Origin of the sequence: Proteus sp. FME41 (assembly GCF_014897315.1) — a bacterium.
In the GTDB taxonomy this organism is placed as follows: domain Bacteria; phylum Pseudomonadota; class Gammaproteobacteria; order Enterobacterales; family Enterobacteriaceae; genus Proteus.
On the sequence record NZ_JABUYL010000015.1, the window covers coordinates 14,288 to 34,847 of the forward strand.

The following is a 20,560-nucleotide window of genomic DNA, read 5'->3' on the forward strand; positions in this document are numbered from 1 at the left end:
GAGAAATATTGAGTAATAGATGTTTTATTTACATTCTCTGCTATTATCCTGCGCAATTAATGAATAGATAATGTTCAATGCAATATTGTTGATTTCATTAAATGATAAACCAAAGAAAACCGTAATCGAATATGACAGCCAAATTGACATAACCTCTGAGAGTAGAAATTCGTTATTTCTACTTTAATTGTCCATAATATGATTGAGAGTGAAATATGAAAGAACTCGTTGTTGTTGCCATTGGAGGCAACAGTATTATTACAGACAATGCCAGCCAGTCTATCGCTCATCAAGAACAAGCAGTACAAGAGGTTGCCGCACATATTAGTGATATGGTGGCTGAAGGATATAATATTGTTTTGACCCATGGTAATGGGCCTCACGTCGGGCTAGATTTACGCCGTGCTGAAGTGGCACATGCACAAGAAGGTTTACCTTTAACGCCATTAGCTAACTGTGTTGCTGATACGCAAGGTGGAATTGGGTATTTGATACAACAAGCGTTAACCAATAAGCTTCGTGTTCAGCAAGGTAAACAAGCTGTCACTATTATCACGCAAGTTGAAGTGGATAAAAACGATCCTAATTTTGATTCTCCAACAAAGCCCATTGGGGCTTTTTTCTCTGAACAAGAGATGAAGCAATTAAAACAAGAAAACCCACAATGGCATTTTGTTGAAGACTCTGGTCGTGGTTATCGTCGCGTTGTTGCCTCTCCTATTCCACAACATGTTATTGAATCTAAGGCGATTAAATCACTGTCAGAATGTGGTTATGTCGTTATTGCAGTCGGCGGTGGTGGTATTCCTGTTATCAAAAATGAGCGGGGAAATTATCAGAGTGTTGATGCTGTTATTGATAAAGACTTGTCGTCAACGCTGTTGGCAAAAGAATTACATGCAGATATTCTGATTATCACAACCGGTGTTGAAAAAGTCTGTATTCATTTCGGTAAACCTGAACAAAAAGCATTGGGTGAAACCTCTGTTGAGAAAATGACACAATATATGCATGAGGGGCATTTCCCTGCGGGCAGTATGCTTCCTAAAATTGAAGCGAGTCTGTCATTTTTAGCTGCGGGTGGAAAACGTGTGATTATCACCACGCCAGAAAAGCTGGCTTCAGCCTTAAACGGTGAAACAGGGACACATATTATTGCTTAATTATCATGAAATAATGCATTCAGATAGTTAAAAACGATAAGCGCCTTATTTGTAAAAGTAAGGCGCTTATTTTATATGGGGTTTATCTTGATTTTAAACAGAGTGATTGGCAGGATAGGCCTTTGCATAAGAGCGTGGATTTAATCGTGAAAATAATCCTATTGTTACAATCACTAAAATGGCATGAAATGCCCAAGCGTAAGTAAAGCTTCCATCAGGTTGGCGCAGCATTACCGCGACTAATGGCCCAAATGCGGCAATAATAAATCCACCCCCTTGCATTAATGCTGACAGTGCGCCCGCTTGAGCAGGAGCAGGAATATGATCGAGTGCTACAATCATCATCATTGAAAAACATCCGCCTAAGCCACAACCTAAGAAGATACTCCAAAGATAAGGTGCACTCATAGGAATTGTCATTATTGCGCCAAAACCGATAAATTGGCTTATTAATGTCAGCATCAGCCAAAATCGGCGATCATGATTTTTAGCAGCCAAGAAGGGAATGATTAATGCTGCCGAGGCTTGAAAAAGAGAAAGAATAGCAACAAGAGAGCCACTTTGCGCACTTGGCATTCCCAACGATTGATAAAAAGGTGCCAACCATGTTACTACCGAAGCATACCCAGCATTAACACAGCCAAATCCTAAGATCAGTAACGCTGTTCTCGGGCGCCAAATGAGGGTATTTAGCGATATTTTATTGGCAGATGTGGCATTGTTTTTAATAGAAAAAAGAATAGCGATAAAGGCAAAGCTGGCTGGAAGTGCAAACCACGCCAAAGCGCTTTGCCAATGACCATTGGAGGCTGTAAGAATAGGTGATAATTGAGCACCTAGTGCGCCGCCACCCATTAACATGGCGGAATACAAGCCCATCATAATCGGTGTTCGATGTCCAAACCATCCTTTAATAATACCGGGAAACACCGCTTGAATATAAGCGACACTCAAACCGCAAAAGAGGGCCGTTAGTAATAACTGATGACCATCAGAAACATAAGCACGAGAGAAAGAGCCCATAAGAAGCATTAGCATTGCCACTAAAAGGCCTTTACGAACTTGAATGTAAGGCTGTAAAAAAGGAACAATTAACGCACCTATTCCCATTAAAAGCATGGGCAATAGCGTGAGTAATGAGACTTGGCTATAACTCATCCCTGTTGAGGCAATAATATTGTCAATAACAGGGCCTGGGCCGGTTAAAAAAGGGCGTAAATTTATCCCGACTAAAATAATAGTGAGGATAATCTGCCATGTTTTTTTTCGTGGTAAGGCAGCCATTGTAATTCCCTGATAAACATAAATATTGTCTATTGTATAGACAATATTTGTATAAACAAATGACAGATATTTTATTTATGGGATATCATCTGGATAATAATCTTATTATTATCGATTTACTTGGTGAATCGCCTACCTGTTTAAGCCGTATATTTAAGTTTCCACTGTTTAATTTGGCTTTTAGGGTTAATTAATGTGAATTCATAGTGTTCAAAATGAGCAAGTACTTTTTTAAATTCAACCGTCGCTTTATCTAAATCCCATGATTTAGGAAAATAAAAACCATCAAAAGGAATATTTTCTAATCTTACAATAAATTGATGAATAAATTCATCAAAGCCCGCATAAGTCAGTGCGATTTTACCTATCCAGTCAATATGGAAAGTATTATTTTTCTGGCGCTGAAAGGTAATTTGATGATTTGTACACTCATCATGCCCTAATAAATAAAGACTAAAAGCTGGGACTTCAGCTCTTTCTTCATCCTCATCGGTATCACTATTAATTTGAGGAGCAATATCAACATTAAATTGATGAGTAATAAAACTATCAAAATCGAATGGCGGTTTTCCTGTGCTGAGTAAAATACCTTGATCGTCAGACCAATAAGTTGAAGAGAGTGTACAGCAGTGATAATTATCCCAAACGATTTGATCTTGCCAGTGTGCTAGGCTGGTATATTCTTGTTCATCATCTGACTCATCTTCATCTATATCTGCACAATAATCTTCACCCTCACTTAAATAATAGTCAGTACTTCTAAGGTGGAGATCAAACCAAAGTTGCCCATGTTTATCTAATCGGCCAGACCAGACAAATTCTTTAATTGTATGAGGTTTAGGGTAAGCGCTATCAATAAATGTAATGGTATGTGAAGGTGTTATCATTATTATCGTCTTGTTGGTATCGCATTTTTATCACGTATCTAGAGTGATAGAAATTAGCAAAGTTATGATAAAAATAAGGTAAAGATAAAATACCATAAATTGAGCGATAAAATGGAAATCAAATCAGTGAGGATAGAATGTTAACAGCATTAAATCAGTGGCTACCAATACCTCTATGTCCGATAGAACGAGGAGAAGACAAGGAGTGGCCACTTATTGATAATCAATACACCTTTCCTCAAGACTATATTGAATTTGTCTCGCAATATGGTTCAGGACAAATAGCCAATTTTATTACGTTATTTAATCCATTTAGTGAGGATGACTATCTTAATTTCTTTCAGCAAAAAGAGGCAATTCTTAAGGATTTTGATTCGTTAATACAGTCTGATCCTGATTATTATACTTTTCATCTGTACCCTAAAAGTAATGGGCTTTTGCCTATTGGGGAGACAGATAATGGAGATACGCTTTTTTGGGTTGTTTCATCCAATAATAGCAATTTATGGACAATAGCCATTATTCCATCCAGAGCCTCTGAGGTAGAGTTTATTGCAGAAAATCTGACAGGGTTTTTAGAAGGTGTGTTATCAAAACGAATATGTTGCCAGTCATTTCCGGCAGGGTTTCCATCAGAGAATATAACGTTTATTTAAGACAGTTGATGGGTTATTTACCTATGGGTAATTGAGTTACCAGGTATGTTGTGGCAAGCCCAGTAAGGATGGAGATACTAAAGCTAATAAGTGTACCCAACATAACATATTCTGTTAGTTTTTTATCTTGGTCATTTTGTAACTCACCAAATCTAAATATAGATTTGGCTGCTAGTAAAAAACCAATTGCTGCAAATTGGTTTAAAAGAATGAAAGTTAAAATAAGCATTCTTTCCAAATAACCAATAGATTGACCAGCAGAAACGAGCGTTGAGCCTTCCTCTGCGACAGGTGTCCATTTTTTGAGTAACATATAAATAAGGATGGAAATCGGCTTTAAAATAATGATGTAGGCAAGAATAACAATCAAATATTTATAGTTAATGTTTTTAAAACTAAGCTCATGGAATATCTGAGTATTTTGATCAATCAATATTATCCATAAAAAGGTAATTACGAATAAATGAAGAGCTTGATCAGTAATAAACCATCTTAAAGAGTTATCAGTATAGGATTTTCCAAGATCAAAAAGATAGTGTGTTATTAATACAGTTACACTGTAAATAAAAATAGAACCAAAACTTATCTCCGCCATTAAAACTAGAATAATAAAGGTTATCCCTCCTTGCAGTAGCGAGTGTAGGTAAAGTTCTTTAGATTTGTAATGTAGAGTATTTCGCGCTTCTATCCATGCTTTAGGTTGTAAATAAAAATCAAAAGTAATATGAGCAATATAGAGAGAAATAAGAAGCGCGAAATTATACATATCAATAAACCTTGTTAATTAAATAATTAAAGTATTGAATATATTCATCTATTAACTGGTAGTGGCTAGCATTTAATAATCTAGTAATATTACTTCTCGATTTTTTTAATTCATCAGCGATAGCATAGTGAGATTTATCTTTATTGACCATGTATTTAAGTAAAACTTGCGCTTGTGCTCGAGTAATTTCTTTGAGTTGTATATTTAAATACTTAGTAACTAAGGCAATATTTTGTTGAAAATCTGAGCTAGATGCCGATATTGTCAAAATTTCATCTTTCATTTTATCGAGTCCTTCGCCAGATAAAATAAAGGCCTCACCAATTGAGGTTCTTACATCATTACGCAATGAGTCAATTTTGCCGATGCCAATACTTTGACGAGCACTGATTTCTAGATTTGACGTTTTTAGTGCTAATTGGATGACGATAGCGACTTTGATAGCATCCCCTGCTTGTAAGCAAACAATCTGGAAAGAATCACCGCGGTATCGATCATATTTAATGGGTAACTGTTCTGAGAGTAATTGAACTGTCTGCTCCAAAGTGTAGAGCATAAGGTCATAGTTTGGGATGGAGATATTTTTAGAATCGATAATATCGCCTGTAATAACACTTACGATGTCTTTATTCATCTTTTGGCTCTTATGATTTTATGGGATGAATGATATGTTACCAAATATGGTAACATGATGCTATGTTACCAAATATGGTAACATGCTCATTAGCTTTATAGATAAAGCGAGAAGAACAAGCAACAAAAAAGCCTTTTCTGAAAACCAGAAAAGGCTTTTTATAAAAATAGACCTAACTGACTAGGATCAGTTCATGCCGTATTTTTTCAGTTTTTTACGCAGTGTGCCGCGGTTAATGCCCATCATTTGCGCCGCACGCGTTTGGTTGCCACGGGTGTACTGCATTACCATGTCCAACAATGGCTGTTCAACTTCAGCCAATACCAGCTCATATAAGTCATTAACATCTTGACCGTTTAATTGAGCAAAATAGTTCTTCAGTGCTTGTTTAACTGAGTCACGTAAAGGTTTTTGGGTCACCTGATCTTGTGAATTTACGGTGGCAACTGTTAGTACGTCTGAATTTACGCGTTGTTCGAACATAGTTCTGTCAGCTCTTTTATTTATTTACGCAAAAAATTTTCGAAATATGCTTCCAACGCCTCCAGCTGTTCGCTGGCATCCTCTATGGCGTTGAAGGAGCGCCGAAACTGGTCATCAGGGGCATGTTCCTTGAGATACCAAGAGACATGCTTGCGTGCAATGCGAGTTCCTTTGCCTTGACCGTAAAAGTCGTGCAACTCACGCACATGCTTTTGCATTATTTGTTGTACCTCTACAATCGGTAGAGGGGGCAACAGTTCACCTGTGTCCAGATAGTGCTGGATTTCCCGAAAGATCCAAGGTCTTCCCTGAGCAGCGCGACCGATCATCAAAGCATCGGCTCCAGTGTAGTCTAATACTGCTCTGGCTTTTAGCGGGTCTGTTATGTCTCCATTCGCAATAATGGGAATAGAAACATTCTGCTTAACTGTCCGAATACTGTCGTATTCGGCTTCCCCTTTGAACAAACACTCGCGTGTACGTCCATGAATAGTGAGAGCCTGAATACCACAACGTTCAGCCAATTTGGCAATCTCTACACAGTTACGTTCATCAGGTGACCAACCCGTACGGATCTTGAGAGTAACAGGGACATCCACCGCGTTAACCACAGCAGAGAGGATCTCTGCGACAAGGTCGGGATAACGAAGTAATGCTGAACCTGCTAGCTTTTTATTCACCTTTTTTGCAGGGCAACCCATGTTAATGTCGATAATTTGAGCGCCACTGTCTGCGTTTATTTTCGCAGCTGCCGCCATATCAACGGGATCACTACCTGCAATTTGTACGGAGCGGATCCCCAATTCATCGCTATGTACCATTCGTAACCGAGACTTGTCTGTCTTCCAAACCTGAGGGTTAGAAGAAAGCATTTCAGAAACTGTCATACCTGCACCCATGTCGTAGCAAAGCGACCGAAAAGGTCGGTCTGTAACGCCAGCCATAGGAGCCGCGATAAGGCAATTTTTTAACTGATACTGTCCGATTCGCATAGATGAAAAGAGGGCCAAACTGTGACTGCAAGGGCGCGTATATTACGCATTTTTTGCCAGATATGAAAGGACAAAGTTTAACCAAATTGCGAAAAAAAGTTACTTCATTACACTTGATTTTTTATGAATACATTATTTAATTAATAAAAACATAGTGTTATCTATTTTTTAAAAAAATAAAATTAAGAGCATAGAATTGATAAACAAACGAAACTAAGTAAAGTTTACCAGGCAAAAATGTGATTAATGCCTGATAAACAATAATTAAGTGAAATATTAACGTATTGAGATTATCTCAAATTGATTGATATTTAACCTGTGTTATTTTTTCACACCGGTAATACGACACCACTCTTCTTTCTCAGCGACAGGATCTAAACGAAATAATTCTTCATATGCAGCCGCAACACCTTCAGCTTGTGTCGCTAACACGCCAGAAAGCCCAAGATGCCCACCTTGGCGTGGGAGCGTACTGATAACAGGTGCAAGCTCTCGCAATGGGCCCGCTAGAATATTTGCAACGACAACATCGGCACTTAAGTTATCAGGTTGGTCTTTCGCAAGATATAACGTCAGTGCGTCAGAAACTCCATTGCGTTGTGCGTTATCACGGCTTGCTTGGATTGCTTGAGGGTCGATATCAATACCAATTGCTTTCGTGGCACCTAATTTTAAGGCGGCAATCGCTAAAATACCGGAGCCACAACCAAAGTCGATAACCGTTTTACCCACTAAATCTAAGCCATCAAGCCATTGTAGGCACAATGAGGTTGTCGGGTGAGTCCCCGTGCCAAACGCAAGACCAGGGTCTAGCATGACGTTGACAGCGTTAGGATCTGGCACATTACGCCAGCTTGGGCAAATCCATAAACGTTCACCAAAGCGCATAGGATGGAAGTTATCCATCCATTCACGTTCCCAATCTTTATCTTCAAGCTGTTCAATTTTGTGTAGGAAGCCTTGACCTAGTAGTGGCGTATTTTCTAACATTGCCACCACAATTTTCATGTCAGTTTCTGCATCATACAAACCGATAACATCGGTATCACCCCACAGGCGAGTTTCTCCTGGTAAAGGTTCAAAAATCGGGGTGTCGTGACTATCTTGGAATGTCACTGAAACGGCACCACTTTCAACTAACTCATCACCAATCGCTTCGGCATTGGCGGCAGTTGCATTAAGTCTTAATTGTATCCAAGGCATAATTAATCTCTTTAAAAACGAATTCACTGTAATGATGCTGATTGTGGCAGAGTATGCTCTCCAAATCGATTAGCAACAAGAAATGCCACTAAGCTCAATAGCAGTGAGGGAACAATAGGGTGAAATCCGGCTATTTGGATATTAAATGTCGCAAGCGTGGCATAGAGTGTTGCTCCCGTTATCATGCTCGTAATAGCGCCATAACGATTGGCTTTATTCCAATAAAGTCCTAGTACTAAAGGCCATAAGAACACCGCTTGTAAGCCACCAAAAGCCAGTAAATTGAGCCAGATGATCATGGCTGGCGGATCCCATGCAGCAAACAGCAGTAATATACCTAAAATCAAGGTCGAAAGGCTTGATAAACGGGAAATACGCTTCTCATTGGTTATTGCGTGTGGGGCAAGATTAAGATAGAGATCTTTGACCAATGTCGCTGACGACTGCAACAACTGGGCATTAATGGTTGACATGATCGCAGCCATAGGTGCAGCCAGAAAAATGCCTGCGGCAAAAGGGGGTAATACGCTAACCATTAAGGTTGGAATAACCTGATCAGGAACGGTGAGATCAGGAATGATCGCCCGACCTAGCGCACCAGCAAAGTGCATACCAAACATTAATAGTGACATCACGATAGTGCCGATGATGATCCCTTTATGCATCGCTTTGCTGTCTTTATAGGAAATACAACGCACTGCCGTATGAGGTAAACCAATCACACCAAAACAGACCAGCACCCAAAATGAGGCCATAAAGGGCCCACTTAAAATACCTTCTGCACCTTGAGGAGACGTTAAAGCAGGATCAATAGCATTGAGTTTTTGTATTGCAACATCTAAACCCCCTACTTTATAGATAATGGCAACCAACAGGATAAAGGTACCCAATAGCATTACAAGACCTTGTAAAGCATCGTTTAATACACTGGCTCTAAATCCGCCAATCGCGGTATACAAGGCGATTGAGATCCCAAAAATAAGCAAACCAAATTCATAAGGAATGCCTGCCGCGGTTTCTAATAAACGAGCCCCCCCAATAAATTGGACTGTCATCGCACCAACAAACGCAACAAGTAAACTTAAACTGGCAAACCAAACAAGAAAGCGGCTTTTGTAACGCGCATACAGCATGTCGTTTAAAGTAACTGCATTATAACGACGGGCTAAAATGGCAAATTTTTTCCCCAACACGCCAAGCGAAAGCCAAATTGCAGGGAGTTGGATCATCGAAAGTAAAACCCAGCCAATACCATATTTATAGGCCGCACCCGGTCCGCCAATAAAAGAGCTTGCACTGACGTAAGTCGCGGTGATGGTCATGGCTAATACAAAACCACCCATTGAACGGTTACCTAGAAAATATTCGTTAAGAAATTCACCTTTTTCGCGCTTACGATAAGCATACGCTGATAGCATAAAAACCAGCAGAAGATAGCCTATCAGTGGCACAACAACCTCAATTTGCATCGTCATGCTCATCTCCTAACGGCATATCTTTGAAAAAGTAACGCACCATCAGATAGCACAGTAAAAAGAACAAAACAGGTAAAAATAAGCATGAAAGCTCAAACCAAACGGGTAAACCCATTATGCCAAGTGTGTTATCAGGTAAATAGGCCGTCACTAACCAGCCCAACAAATAGATAAAAGTTAAAATGAAAGCCAAAAGAGCTTCTTTGTGGGCCTGAACAAAACGCTTGTCCATCTGTTCTCCCAATTTTAATAGGGTTAAAAATGAATGGAAGGATTGTACGGGAAAGTGAGTATTGATTCAGTGAAAATTAATCACAAAGTCACTGGTGAATTCTAAAAAATAATTATCTTATTGTTTTTAAAACGTTATAGCCTAATTGCTATTGAATGGCATGAGAAAAATAAAGAGATGTTTTTCTCTTATTTATAAAGAATTAAGTATATGAATTGCTCAAATAACAACCACTGTTAAATTTGGCAAGATTATTTAAGTGATGAAAAAGAAGAGCATCTCTTTAATGCATTGATTAAAAGTAGTGCTCTTCTTCGATTTACTCATCTCAATAAATTAAAGGGCATTTTTTATTCTTTCTAAGCCTTCTTTGATAATGGCGCGAGGGCAGGCAAGATTAATTCGAATATAGTTATCGCCATTACTCACAAACATATTTCCACCTTCTAATAGAACACCGGTTTTATTAGCAAAATAGAGTGAAAGCTGTTGATTATCGACATTTTTAGGTAAATAATCTGCCAAATTAATCCACGCCAAATAGGTTGAATCAGGTATTTTAAAATTTGCTTTTGGAAAATGAGTCTGAGTAAATTCTTGTACTAATTTAAAATTATCATCAAGGTAATCTCTGAGTGCTTTTAACCATTCATCACATTGTGAATAAGCCGCTTTTGTTGCCACTAAACTTAATGGTGAAATAAAATCATCATAAAGGCGAAGCCACTCTTTTTTTACTTCTTCATTCTTAATAAAGATATGAGACATGAGATTACCGGCAAGATTAAATGTCTTGCTGGGTGCCATACAGGTAATAATTTTCTCATAATCAGGGAAAAGTTTGGCAATAGGGATATGTGTTATGCCGTGACGTAATAAATCACAGTGTATTTCATCTGAAATCATCCAAATATCATTTTCAACACAGAGTTTCCCCATCTTAATTAGTGCTTCTTCAGTCCACACTTTACCGGTTGGGTTTTGAGGATTACATAAAATAAAGAGCTTAATATTAAGTGATTTATCTTTTATTTTGCGTTCCATATCTGCGAAATCAATAGAGTATTCACCCTTTTTTTCTACTAAATCAGAGTAGATCACTTGGCGAGAATTATAATCTCCCGCTTGTTTAAATGGCGTATAAGACGGTGTTTGAATAAGAATACTTTCCTCTTTTTTTATTAATAAAGGTACTAAGCGGTTTAGTGCAGGAATAATGCCTGGTGATAAGACAATTTCACGCGGATCAATTTCCCAATCGTAATGTCTTTGGCACCAATCTTTAAAGATTTGATAATATTCATCATCATACACTTTGGTATAACCTAATATTTTTCTATCAAGGCGTGCTTTAATTGCTTCTAGAATTTCGGGAGGAGTAGAGAAGTCCATATCAGCGACCCACATTCTAATAAATTCATTATCAGCAAAAGCAAATTGTGCATCTTTATCGGTTTTAAAAATATACTGACGCCAGCCATCGTAATTTAAAGCATCGGTATCTTTTCTATCTATAATTTCGTCAAAGTTATATTTCATGGTTAAACCTTAATACGTCTAATTAAATAAATTTTAAGAAAGGGGAAATACAAAGCAGAATGCCCGTAAAGATAATTAAATACAGTGACCCACCTTTATAACGGTGCAATGAAGGTACTTTGTAAACCAAATAAGCAGGGATCAGACAACCTACAATACCGAAAATAGGACTACAGATTGAAGTGAACATTAATACTGGCAGATTAAGAACAATTGCACCCCACGCAATAACGACAGTAAAAATTACGATACATAACGTGAGGATTTTCTGATTAATTTTTTCTGCGGGAATAATACGAGTAAGGGCATTCATGACTAAGCCTTGTACTGCTTCTTTAAAGCCAAGATAAACCCCAAAGAATGCAGTCATTAAAGCAAAGATGTTAAGTGCAACGCCAACAGGAGTGACATATTTAGCCGCATCACCTTCAATAAATTGTGCTGCAATTGCTAATGCAGAAATATTTTGTTCATAAGCCTTAACCGCTTCGTCATGCCCAATAGCAAAGGTAAAAGAAACGGCATAGAAAAAGACAACACAAAATAATGTACCAAAAGAGATGTTCATCGCTCTTAAGGCTTTATAGCGTGCGACTTCAATCGATTTGTTCTTTGCGCGATAAGAAATCACCATTGGGCTAAGCGATTGAATAAAGAGAATAGAGGTTAGTGTAAAAGGTAGGGTAATAATCGCATTTTTAATTAATAGGCTAAAAGGGGGGAATACATCGATATTTTTCGACAGATCCCACATGCTAATCATCATGATACCAAGTGCAAGTACAACCAATAATTTAGATAACACCATAAAGCTTGAGATTTTAAATAATAGCTCTTCACTTCGTGATGCAATTAAAACCAAAAATGAGATAAGAATTAAGCCATAAAATGGATTTTCTGACAGTAATCCTTCTGTTACGCCAAAGGTGTGTAGGTAAGACGCTGTATCATTAGTCAGCGCTGTTGGATAAGCAAAAATCCAAATCACTAACATTAAAAAGTAAAGTAACCCTAAAAACATTCCCCAGTTTTTTCCAAGATAGCCTTCAATGACACTTGGGTAGTCTTTACATTCTTTTGAATCAGCAAGGGTATTAATAAATAAGCGTTGAAAGAGGTACATGGCAGGGTAGCCAATAATAGAAGAGAGTAAAAACACCCATAATCCAATTAAGCCAACTTGTACGGGTAAAAAAACAATACCAGCACCAATTGCCATACCAATACTGATAATTATCCATCCCATATCGGTATTATCAAATCGAGTTAATTTTTTCCATTCTTCTTTTGAGAGAGAGGCCCTATCAACTTTTTGTTCTAATAAGGTCATACATGTAATCCCATGTGAAAGTAAAATTTAGAGTATTTGTTTTGTTAAGTTTATTTTTAGAACATGATTTCTAATCATTTTGTATTAGCTGAATAACGATACTTCGAGAGTAATTTTAGCAATTAGTGTGATTAATTATTTCTCCATATTGGAAGCCAAACGGACTTATTTATTAATAAAATTCGCTAAAATTGAGTAATAAATTAATTATCTTTGATAAAAACGTTAATTTGATTAACGTCACAGAGGGTTGAATAGGATGGATCTTGACAAAATAGATATGGGGATCCTTAAGCTTTTACAAGAAGATGGACGGCTCAATAATGCCGAAATAGCTAAGCAAGTTTTTTTGTCTCCACCTGCTTGTTGGAAGCGATTAAAGACATTAGAAAAAGGGGTGATCAAAAATTATCGAGCCATCATTGATCCTAAGCACTTAGGATTTAATTTTTATGCCTTTATGAATATTACGTTGGATTTGCATTCTGAAGATAATATGGCGCATTTTGAACAAGAAATAATGAAGATTGATAATGTGATTTCTTGCCATAATATTTCAGGACGATATGACTATATATTGCAATTGGTCGTTAAAGATATGGAAGATTTTCACAACGTTTCAATGATGAAAGTACGTGCTATAGGCAATATTAAAGAGATGAACACCAGTTTTAGTATTCGAGAAATAAAACCCTTTAAAGGATTTCCTATTAAATAAAGGTATATCAAAAAATAAGCAATAAAAAAGGCATAGTGAGTAAACTATGCCTTTTCTGATTAAGCGAGAAAGATTATTTCTCAGCTAAGCCTAAACGTTTTTCAAGGTAGTGAATGTTTGTACCACCTTTTTGGAATTGCTCATCATTCATAATGAACTGGTGCAGTTCAATATTGGTTTTTATCCCGTCAATGATAAGTTCTGCCAACGCATTTTTCATGCGAGAAATAGCAATTTCGCGTGTTTCACCATAAGTGATCAATTTACCAATCATTGAATCATAGTGAGGTGGAACAGTATAACCTGCGTAAATATGCGATTCCCAACGTACACCAAATCCACCCGGTGAGTGGAAACGGGTAATTGTTCCTGGGCTTGGTAAGAAGCTTTTTGGATCTTCTGCGTTGATACGACATTCCATAGCATGACCATGAACGTTAACTTGATCTTGTGTTACCGATAACGGTAAGCCAGAAGCAATACGTAACTGTTCTTTAATTAGGTCGATGCCGGTGATCATTTCTGTTACTGGATGTTCAACCTGAATACGGGTATTCATCTCAATAAAGTAAAATTCACCATTTTCATACAGGAATTCGAATGTGCCCGCACCGCGATAGCCGATTTCAATACAGGCGTTCGCACAGCGTTCGCCAATATGTTTACGGATCTCAGGAGTAATGCCCGGTGCTGGTGCTTCTTCAACCACTTTTTGGTGACGGCGTTGCATTGAGCAGTCGCGTTCAGCCAAATAGATAGCATTACCTTGACCATCAGCCATAACTTGAATTTCAATATGGCGTGGATTTTCAAGGTATTTTTCCATGTATACCATGTCGTTGCTAAATGCCGCTTTTGCTTCAGCACGTGTCATTGTAATGGATTGTTCCAGATCTTTTTCAGAGCGAACAACACGCATACCACGTCCACCACCGCCACCAGAGGCTTTGATGATAACGGGATAACCAATACGTTTAGCAATCTCAATATTTTTCGCTGTGTCATTACCTAAAGGACCGTCTGATCCTGGTACACAAGGAACACCTGCTTTTTTCATCGCTTCAATAGCAGAAACTTTGTCACCCATTAGGCGGATGGTTTCAGCTTTTGGTCCGATAAAAATAAAGCCAGAGCGTTCAACTTGCTCTGCGAAATCAGCATTTTCAGATAGGAAACCATATCCTGGATGAATGGCTTGAGCACCACTGATCTCCGCTGCTGCAATAATTGCAGGGATATTGAGGTAACTTTTTGCTGAAGCAGCGGGACCAATACAGATAGTCTCGTCTGCCAGTAGAACGTGTTTTAAATCACGGTCTGCTGTGGAGTGAACGGCAACTGCTTTGATCCCAAGCTCTTTACACGCTCTTAGGATACGCAGTGCTATCTCACCACGGTTGGCAATGAGGATTTTTTCTAGCATGGGCCTGCCTCGTTATTCGATAACAAAGAGTGGAGCGTCAAACTCAACGTTGTCGCCATCTTGGCAAATGATAGATTTAACAACACCTGCTTTATCAGATTCAATCTGGTTCATCATTTTCATTGCTTCAACGATGCACAGAGTATCGCCGACATTGACATGCTGACCGACTTCAACAAATTTTTTGGCTTCAGGGCTTGGTGAGCGGTAGAACGTTCCGACCATTGGTGAACGAACAACGTGACCGCTGATTTCTGGCGTAGCAGCTGGTGTTTCTGGTGCCACAGGTGCAACAGCATTTGCTAACGCAGGTTGAGGTGCCGCAGGTGCCGCAAAATATTGCTGAGGAGCCATTTGACCCTGAAGACCAGCATTACGACTAATACGTACTGATTCTTCACCTTCAGAGATTTCCAGTTCAGAAATGCCAGACTCTTCGACTAGCTCGATCAGTTTTTTAATTTTACGAATATCCATGAGTTGATTCCGTACTCTTTTTTGATGTTTTTTATTAAGACAAGCGGTTGACCGCTGCCTGTAAAGCAAACCGATAACCTTCTGCACCTAATCCACAGATTACGCCTGTTGCGATATCAGAAAGATAAGAATGGTGACGGAAAGGCTCCCGACTGTAGACATTGGACAGGTGAATTTCAATAAATGGAATATTCACCCCTAATAATGCATCACGCAGTGCAACACTGGTATGCGTGAAAGCCGCAGGGTTGATTAATATATAATCGACATTACCCCGAGCTGCATGAATTTTATTTATCAGCTCAAATTCAGCATTAGACTGAAAATGACTGAGTTTCACATTTAATGCCTGAGCATCTGCTGACAAACTTTGAACGATATCATCCAGAGTTAAATGTCCGTAGGTTTCCGGCTCTCTTGTTCCAAGCAGGTTTAAATTCGGACCATTCAGGAGCAAAATATGAAAATTTTCCGACATTATGCTTCTATCTCCGTCAATTCGTCAACGAAATGACAAAATAGCCTGTGCTTTTCATTTTGTCATCTTTTTTTGTATCTGATGTTACGATACATATCACAAAGTCCGACATTATAGACATTTCACAGAAGATAACAGCAAAATACTGGTCTAATCAGGGAGGGCGAGGGGTATTTAGATAAAACGCTAAACGTTTTTACAAGATTGTAAACATAAGAACATAAAATAAATAGGCGATTAAAAAATAATCATAACATCACGTTATTTATTGATGTCACTGGAAATCTGATTTTCTTTGAGATAGAACATCAATATATATCATAAGTGTGATCTGCATCACAAGTTAATCGCTGTTTTTCTCTTTGAGAAGAACATTCTGGCATTAAATAACGTGAATTAATGCCAGAAATAAACAGATCGAATCGGTAAATTATAATTTAACTAAGGTTCTACCTGTTACTTGGTTATCCATAATCATTTGTGCGTAACGAGGCACGTCATCAAGTGTAATTTCTGTCATGGCTTGTTGATAAAAAGTGTCTGGTAACAATTTGAGTAAACGTTGCCAAACATGAGCACGCTTTTCAGCTGGAAAATAGACAGAATCGATGCCTTGTAAACGGACATTACGTAAAATAAACGGCATTACAGTAGTTGGTAGGGAGAAACCACCCGCTAATCCACACGCCGCAACGGTTCCGTTATAGTTTGTTTGCGATAAAATATTGGCAAGAATTTGCCCACCGACGGTATCAATAGCACCCGCCCAGTATTGTTTATCTAAGGCTCGCCCCGCGGGTTCAAATTCTTCTCGAGTAATAATATTTTTAGCGCCGAGTTTGCGCAAATAGTCATGGTTGCTGGCTCTGCCACTTAATGCCGTAACTTGATAACCTAATGTGGTTAATAAACTAATGGCGGTACTTCCCACACCACCACTCGCACCAGTAACAAGGATTTCACCACTTTCAGGCGTTATTCCTCCTTGTTCTAACGCCATAACACAAAGCATTGCTGTAAAGCCGGCGGTTCCGATAATCATGGCATTTTTTAAAGAAAGCCCTTCAGGTACGGCTGTGAGCCAATCCCCTTTTACACCTGCTTTTTGTGCAAGCCCACCCCAGTGATTTTCACCGACACCCCAGCCTGTTAATAAGACATGTTGACCAATATGGAAACGAGGATCTTCGCTGTGATGAACAACACCAGAGAAATCAATACCTGGAACCATCGGAAATTGGCGCAATATTTTGCCTTTCCCAGTGATTGCTAATCCATCTTTATAGTTAAGTGTAGAGTAATGAATATCGACAATAACCTCATGAATAGGTAATGTTTTTTCGTCGATATTTTGTACTTGGGCGTTAAGTTTATCGCTAAGTTGTTCAACGAGTAATGCTTTCATCTTGACCCCTTATCTATTTCTATTTATGTCATGATAAGCGATTTTTTAGATCCCGTCGTGATTGCGCACAATATCTATTGTAATAATGAGACAAATTATCTTTTTTTAGTGTATAAACGGGGTTCTACGTTTATTAGTGCAGAGATTATTCTGAGTTTTATATCTTGGCTATGAGATAACACCTTTAATGTTTTACGATGAGATAAAAATGCGTATTTTCTTTGTTGTTCGAAATAAAGATAATGCGCTGATTTAGGGGATTCAAGGTGGAAATTTTGAGTACTATCTAAGTAGAATTCATTGGGTGAAACACCATTTAATATCAATAGAGTGAATGTTCTTATTCAAATGAATAAATTTTATTTGAACTTGCAGTGAGACTTTTGAGTCACAGTTTGGCAACGAAGTGAGATTTTACTTTATTGATGTATGCGTTGTTTGTATTGTGACATAAGTCAAATATGAACAGCGTAGGATCGAAATTATGCGTTAATCGTTCTAATTAGCCCATTTTTATGCAGTTTTTTTCTGCTCCAATTGGGAAAAGTAACGTAGAATATTGTGCCTTTAAGATTATTTACGTGTCCACTTTAATCTAAGTAGTGAATCGCGCCTTGTCGCTGCTTATTGTGGTTGATAGAGTAGACGGATTTTTCCGTCCCGGCTTGCAGGATTATCCTTTCGTATGTTTAAAAAATTTCGTGGCATGTTTTCCAACGATTTGTCTATTGACTTGGGTACCGCCAATACCCTTATTTATGTCAAAGGGCAGGGTATTGTTCTCGATGAACCCTCCGTTGTCGCTATTCGTCAAGATCGCGCTGGCACATCCAAAAGTGTTGCTGCTGTTGGGCATGAAGCTAAACAGATGTTAGGGCGTACACCTGGGAATATCGCTGCTATCCGTCCCATGAAAGACGGTGTGATTGCTGATTTTTATGTAACCGAAAAAATGCTTCAGCACTTCATAAAACAGGTTCATAACAATAGCTTTATGCGTCCAAGCCCACGGGTACTGGTTTGTGTACCTGTAGGGGCAACTCAAGTTGAACGTAGAGCCATTCGTGAATCTGCGCTCAGTGCGGGAGCTCGTGAAGTCTTCTTAATTGAAGAGCCAATGTCTGCTGCCATTGGTGCGGGTTTACCTGTTTCTGAAGCAACAGGTTCAATGGTTGTTGATATCGGTGGTGGTACAACAGAAGTGGCCGTTATCTCATTAAACGGTGTGGTTTATTCTTCTTCTGTTCGTATTGGGGGAGACCGTTTTGATGAGGCTATCATTAATTATGTACGCCGTAACTACGGTTCATTAATTGGTGAAGCAACGGCAGAGCGTATCAAGCACGATATCGGTTCAGCTTATCCTTCTGATGAAGTGAATGAAATCGAAGTTCGTGGTCGTAACCTTGCTGAAGGTGTGCCTCGTAGCTTTACCTTAAACTCTAATGAAATTCTTGAAGCATTACAGGAACCTTTAACCGGTATTGTAAGTGCTGTGATGGTCGCATTAGAACAATGTCCACCAGAATTGGCGTCTGATATTTCAGAACGCGGTATGGTGTTAACGGGCGGCGGCGCGTTATTACGTAACCTTGACCGTTTATTAATGGAAGAAACAGGAATTCCTGTGATTGTTGCTGAAGATCCACTGACTTGCGTTGCGCGTGGTGGTGGTAAAGCATTAGAAATGATCGATATGCACGGTGGCGATCTGTTTAGCGAAGATTGAGATTAATTCTAACAAGGGAGAATGGATTCCCCCTTGGTGAGAATACTAACACCTGTTTTTTTACTTCTCCGTGTGAGTGATCTTAGAGTTTATGAAGCCAATTTTTAGTCGGGGCCCTTCCCTGCAACTAAGATTAATAATCGCCGTGGTTGTCGCTATCTCTTTATTGATTGCTGATAACCGTATTGGTGCATTTTCTAAAGTCCGCCAGTATCTTGATACTGCTGTTAGCCCCTTCTATTTTCTCGCAAATGGCCCTCGCCGTTTTCTTGATCAAATTTCTGAAACATTTGCAACACGTGAACGTTTACAATTTGAAAATCAAGCCTTGAGAAAAGAGTTGTTAGTTCGCAGTGGAGAAAGCCAGCTATTGGAGCAATTTAAGCAAGAGAATGCTCGTTTACGAGAATTACTTGGTTCACCCCTTCGCCAAAATGAACAAATGACAGTGACACAAGTTCTGTCTGGTAATAGCACGCCCTATCGAGATCAAGTGGTTATAGATAAAGGAACCAATGATGGCGTCTATGAAGGACAACCTGTTATTAGTGATAAAGGTGTCGTGGGTCAAGTTATTGCCGTAAGTGAACTTACCAGCCGAGTACTATTAATTTGTGATACTTCCCATGCATTGCCTGTGCAAGTTTTACGTAATGATATTCGTGTTATTGCCTCTGGTGCAGGATGTTCAGATGATTTATTGCTAGAAGCCTTACCCGCTAATATTGATATTCGGGTGGGGGATGTTTTAGTAACATCAGGACTTGGTGGGCGTTTTCCTGAAGGATATCCTGTTGGCGTTGTCGCCTCCGTTAAAGTGGATAATCAACGTGCTTATTCGGTGATTAATGTACGACCTTCTGCCGAATTACAACGTTTACGCTATTTACTTTTATTATGGAATGCCTCTGATAAAACAGGTGAGCCACCTTTACCTTCTGAGGTTTATCACGCAGCCAATGAGCGCTTAATGCAACTGATGCCTCAAGTTTTACCTAATTATGAGCAAGCAGGTCCTCCGTTGCCTCGTTCTATGTCTCAAGAGCCATTAGAGAATACGAGAGGATCAAACAGTGGAACACCAGTACCACAAACGGCGCCCACACCAACGAATACAACCCCGCAGCCTAGCTCAAGTAGAAATAGGTAGTCATGATGAATCCTTATCAAAGTCGTGGGCGTTGGATTGTTTGGCTCTCTTTTCTTATCGCACTCGTTTTACAAATAATGCCGTGGCCAGAACAATTAGAAATATATCGACCTATTTGGCCCATGTTATTTCTTATTTATTGGATAACGGCAATACCTCATCGTGTAAGTGTAGGAACTGCATTTATATTGGGTATGATTATGGATTTAGTCCAAGGAACAACCTTGGGAGTTAATGCTCTGGCCTATACTTTAGTGAGTTATGTTATTGCCTTTAAATATCAACTTTTTTGTAATTTAGCGCTATGGCAACAAGCGTTAGTGGTGATGTTAAGTGTGGTGGTGGTTGATCTTGCTGTATTTTGGGCAGAATTTTTACTTTCACCGGTGACTTTTCACCCTCAAGTATTCTGGAATAGCCCAGTCAGTGGTATTCTTTGGCCATGGCTTTATTTTTTGCTTCGCAAAGTCCGTCACCAGTTTTCCGTTCACTAAGTTAATTGGCTCATGGCGGTTTTTTTTGCGTTACCGTCATGA

The 20,560-nt window shown here is 38.9% G+C and carries 21 protein-coding genes; 6 read left to right on the forward strand and 15 right to left on the reverse strand.

All coding sequences use genetic code 11. The features are described 5' to 3' along the window. Positions 1 to 215 precede the first annotated feature (215 nt). Positions 216 to 1,163, forward strand: a complete 948-nt coding sequence (locus INT04_RS13940) for a carbamate kinase family protein (protein ID WP_193016713.1) — start codon at positions 216 to 218, stop codon at positions 1,161 to 1,163. A gap of 93 nt (positions 1,164 to 1,256) precedes the next feature. Here the strand turns inward: INT04_RS13940 and INT04_RS13945 are convergent, their stop codons facing one another. Both INT04_RS13945 and INT04_RS13950 read right to left on the reverse strand, forming a co-directional pair. Further along, positions 1,257 to 2,447 (reverse strand): cyanate transporter, encoded by a 1,191-nt coding sequence (locus INT04_RS13945; protein WP_193016714.1) that lies wholly within the window; start codon positions 2,445 to 2,447, stop codon positions 1,257 to 1,259. Between the two features lie 140 nt (positions 2,448 to 2,587). Continuing rightward, positions 2,588 to 3,334, reverse strand: a complete 747-nt coding sequence (locus INT04_RS13950; protein ID WP_193016715.1) for a hypothetical protein — start codon at positions 3,332 to 3,334, stop codon at positions 2,588 to 2,590. A 137-nt stretch (positions 3,335 to 3,471) separates the two neighbouring features. On the opposite strand from INT04_RS13950, the gene INT04_RS13955 reads away from it, so the two are divergent. Further along, positions 3,472 to 3,990: an SMI1/KNR4 family protein gene (locus INT04_RS13955; RefSeq protein ID WP_193016716.1), complete on the forward strand. Its 519-nt coding sequence runs from the start codon at positions 3,472 to 3,474 to the stop codon at positions 3,988 to 3,990. Positions 3,991 to 4,003: 13 nt separating this feature from the next. Here the strand turns inward: INT04_RS13955 and INT04_RS13960 are convergent, their stop codons facing one another. From INT04_RS13960 to INT04_RS14000, 9 genes are all read right to left on the reverse strand, one after another. Continuing rightward, the gene (locus tag INT04_RS13960; protein ID WP_193016717.1) at positions 4,004 to 4,756 is read right to left on the reverse strand and encodes a DUF3307 domain-containing protein; all 753 of its coding nucleotides are present in this window, start codon (positions 4,754 to 4,756) and stop codon (positions 4,004 to 4,006) included. 1 nt (position 4,757) lies between these two features. Continuing rightward, positions 4,758 to 5,390 (reverse strand): hypothetical protein, encoded by a 633-nt coding sequence (locus INT04_RS13965; protein WP_193016718.1) that lies wholly within the window; start codon positions 5,388 to 5,390, stop codon positions 4,758 to 4,760. Between the two features lie 186 nt (positions 5,391 to 5,576). After that, a complete protein-coding gene (gene fis / locus INT04_RS13970; protein WP_004245342.1) occupies positions 5,577 to 5,873 on the reverse strand; it encodes a DNA-binding transcriptional regulator Fis in 297 nt (98 codons plus the stop codon). Positions 5,874 to 5,893: 20 nt separating this feature from the next. Then, positions 5,894 to 6,865: a tRNA dihydrouridine synthase DusB gene (gene dusB, locus INT04_RS13975; protein ID WP_193016719.1), complete on the reverse strand. Its 972-nt coding sequence runs from the start codon at positions 6,863 to 6,865 to the stop codon at positions 5,894 to 5,896. Between the two features lie 321 nt (positions 6,866 to 7,186). Beyond that, a complete protein-coding gene (prmA, locus tag INT04_RS13980; protein WP_193016720.1) occupies positions 7,187 to 8,068 on the reverse strand; it encodes a 50S ribosomal protein L11 methyltransferase in 882 nt (293 codons plus the stop codon). A 23-nt stretch (positions 8,069 to 8,091) separates the two neighbouring features. After that, on the reverse strand, positions 8,092 to 9,537 hold the full coding sequence (gene panF / locus INT04_RS13985; protein WP_193016780.1) for a sodium/pantothenate symporter: 1,446 nt from the start codon (positions 9,535 to 9,537) through the stop codon (positions 8,092 to 8,094). Further along, on the reverse strand, positions 9,527 to 9,775 hold the full coding sequence (locus tag INT04_RS13990) for a YhdT family protein (RefSeq protein WP_193016721.1): 249 nt from the start codon (positions 9,773 to 9,775) through the stop codon (positions 9,527 to 9,529). Before INT04_RS13990 ends, panF begins: the two co-directional genes overlap by 11 nt. A gap of 336 nt (positions 9,776 to 10,111) precedes the next feature. Then, the gene (locus INT04_RS13995) at positions 10,112 to 11,314 is read right to left on the reverse strand and encodes a MalY/PatB family protein (RefSeq protein ID WP_193016722.1); all 1,203 of its coding nucleotides are present in this window, start codon (positions 11,312 to 11,314) and stop codon (positions 10,112 to 10,114) included. A 22-nt stretch (positions 11,315 to 11,336) separates the two neighbouring features. Further along, a complete protein-coding gene (locus tag INT04_RS14000; protein ID WP_413465742.1) occupies positions 11,337 to 12,560 on the reverse strand; it encodes a hypothetical protein in 1,224 nt (407 codons plus the stop codon). 343 nt (positions 12,561 to 12,903) lie between these two features. Here INT04_RS14000 and INT04_RS14005 point away from each other — a divergent pair, with 343 nt between their 5' ends. After that, on the forward strand, positions 12,904 to 13,362 hold the full coding sequence (locus INT04_RS14005; RefSeq protein WP_193016724.1) for an Lrp/AsnC family transcriptional regulator: 459 nt from the start codon (positions 12,904 to 12,906) through the stop codon (positions 13,360 to 13,362). A 73-nt stretch (positions 13,363 to 13,435) separates the two neighbouring features. Here INT04_RS14005 and accC read toward each other — a convergent pair whose 3' ends face one another. From accC to INT04_RS14025, 4 genes are all read right to left on the reverse strand, one after another. After that, positions 13,436 to 14,785 (reverse strand): acetyl-CoA carboxylase biotin carboxylase subunit, encoded by a 1,350-nt coding sequence (gene accC / locus INT04_RS14010; RefSeq protein WP_193016725.1) that lies wholly within the window; start codon positions 14,783 to 14,785, stop codon positions 13,436 to 13,438. 12 nt (positions 14,786 to 14,797) lie between these two features. After that, on the reverse strand, positions 14,798 to 15,262 hold the full coding sequence (accB, locus tag INT04_RS14015) for an acetyl-CoA carboxylase biotin carboxyl carrier protein (protein WP_193016726.1): 465 nt from the start codon (positions 15,260 to 15,262) through the stop codon (positions 14,798 to 14,800). Between the two features lie 34 nt (positions 15,263 to 15,296). Continuing rightward, positions 15,297 to 15,740 carry a type II 3-dehydroquinate dehydratase gene (aroQ, locus tag INT04_RS14020; RefSeq protein ID WP_109396105.1) on the reverse strand — a complete coding sequence of 148 codons (444 nt, stop codon included), beginning with the start codon at positions 15,738 to 15,740 and terminating at the stop codon, positions 15,297 to 15,299. A gap of 430 nt (positions 15,741 to 16,170) precedes the next feature. Then, positions 16,171 to 17,145 carry an MDR family oxidoreductase gene (locus INT04_RS14025; RefSeq protein WP_193016727.1) on the reverse strand — a complete coding sequence of 325 codons (975 nt, stop codon included), beginning with the start codon at positions 17,143 to 17,145 and terminating at the stop codon, positions 16,171 to 16,173. Positions 17,146 to 17,830: 685 nt separating this feature from the next. On the opposite strand from INT04_RS14025, the gene mreB reads away from it, so the two are divergent. From mreB to mreD, 3 genes are all read left to right on the forward strand, one after another. Then, positions 17,831 to 18,874 carry a rod shape-determining protein MreB gene (gene mreB / locus INT04_RS14030; protein ID WP_023582893.1) on the forward strand — a complete coding sequence of 348 codons (1,044 nt, stop codon included), beginning with the start codon at positions 17,831 to 17,833 and terminating at the stop codon, positions 18,872 to 18,874. Positions 18,875 to 18,965: 91 nt separating this feature from the next. Then, positions 18,966 to 20,024, forward strand: a complete 1,059-nt coding sequence (gene mreC, locus INT04_RS14035) for a rod shape-determining protein MreC (protein WP_193016728.1) — start codon at positions 18,966 to 18,968, stop codon at positions 20,022 to 20,024. A gap of 5 nt (positions 20,025 to 20,029) precedes the next feature. Continuing rightward, complete coding sequence (mreD, locus tag INT04_RS14040) at positions 20,030 to 20,518, forward strand: rod shape-determining protein MreD (protein ID WP_193016729.1); 489 nt, start codon at positions 20,030 to 20,032, stop codon at positions 20,516 to 20,518. Positions 20,519 to 20,560: the final 42 nt, after the last annotated feature.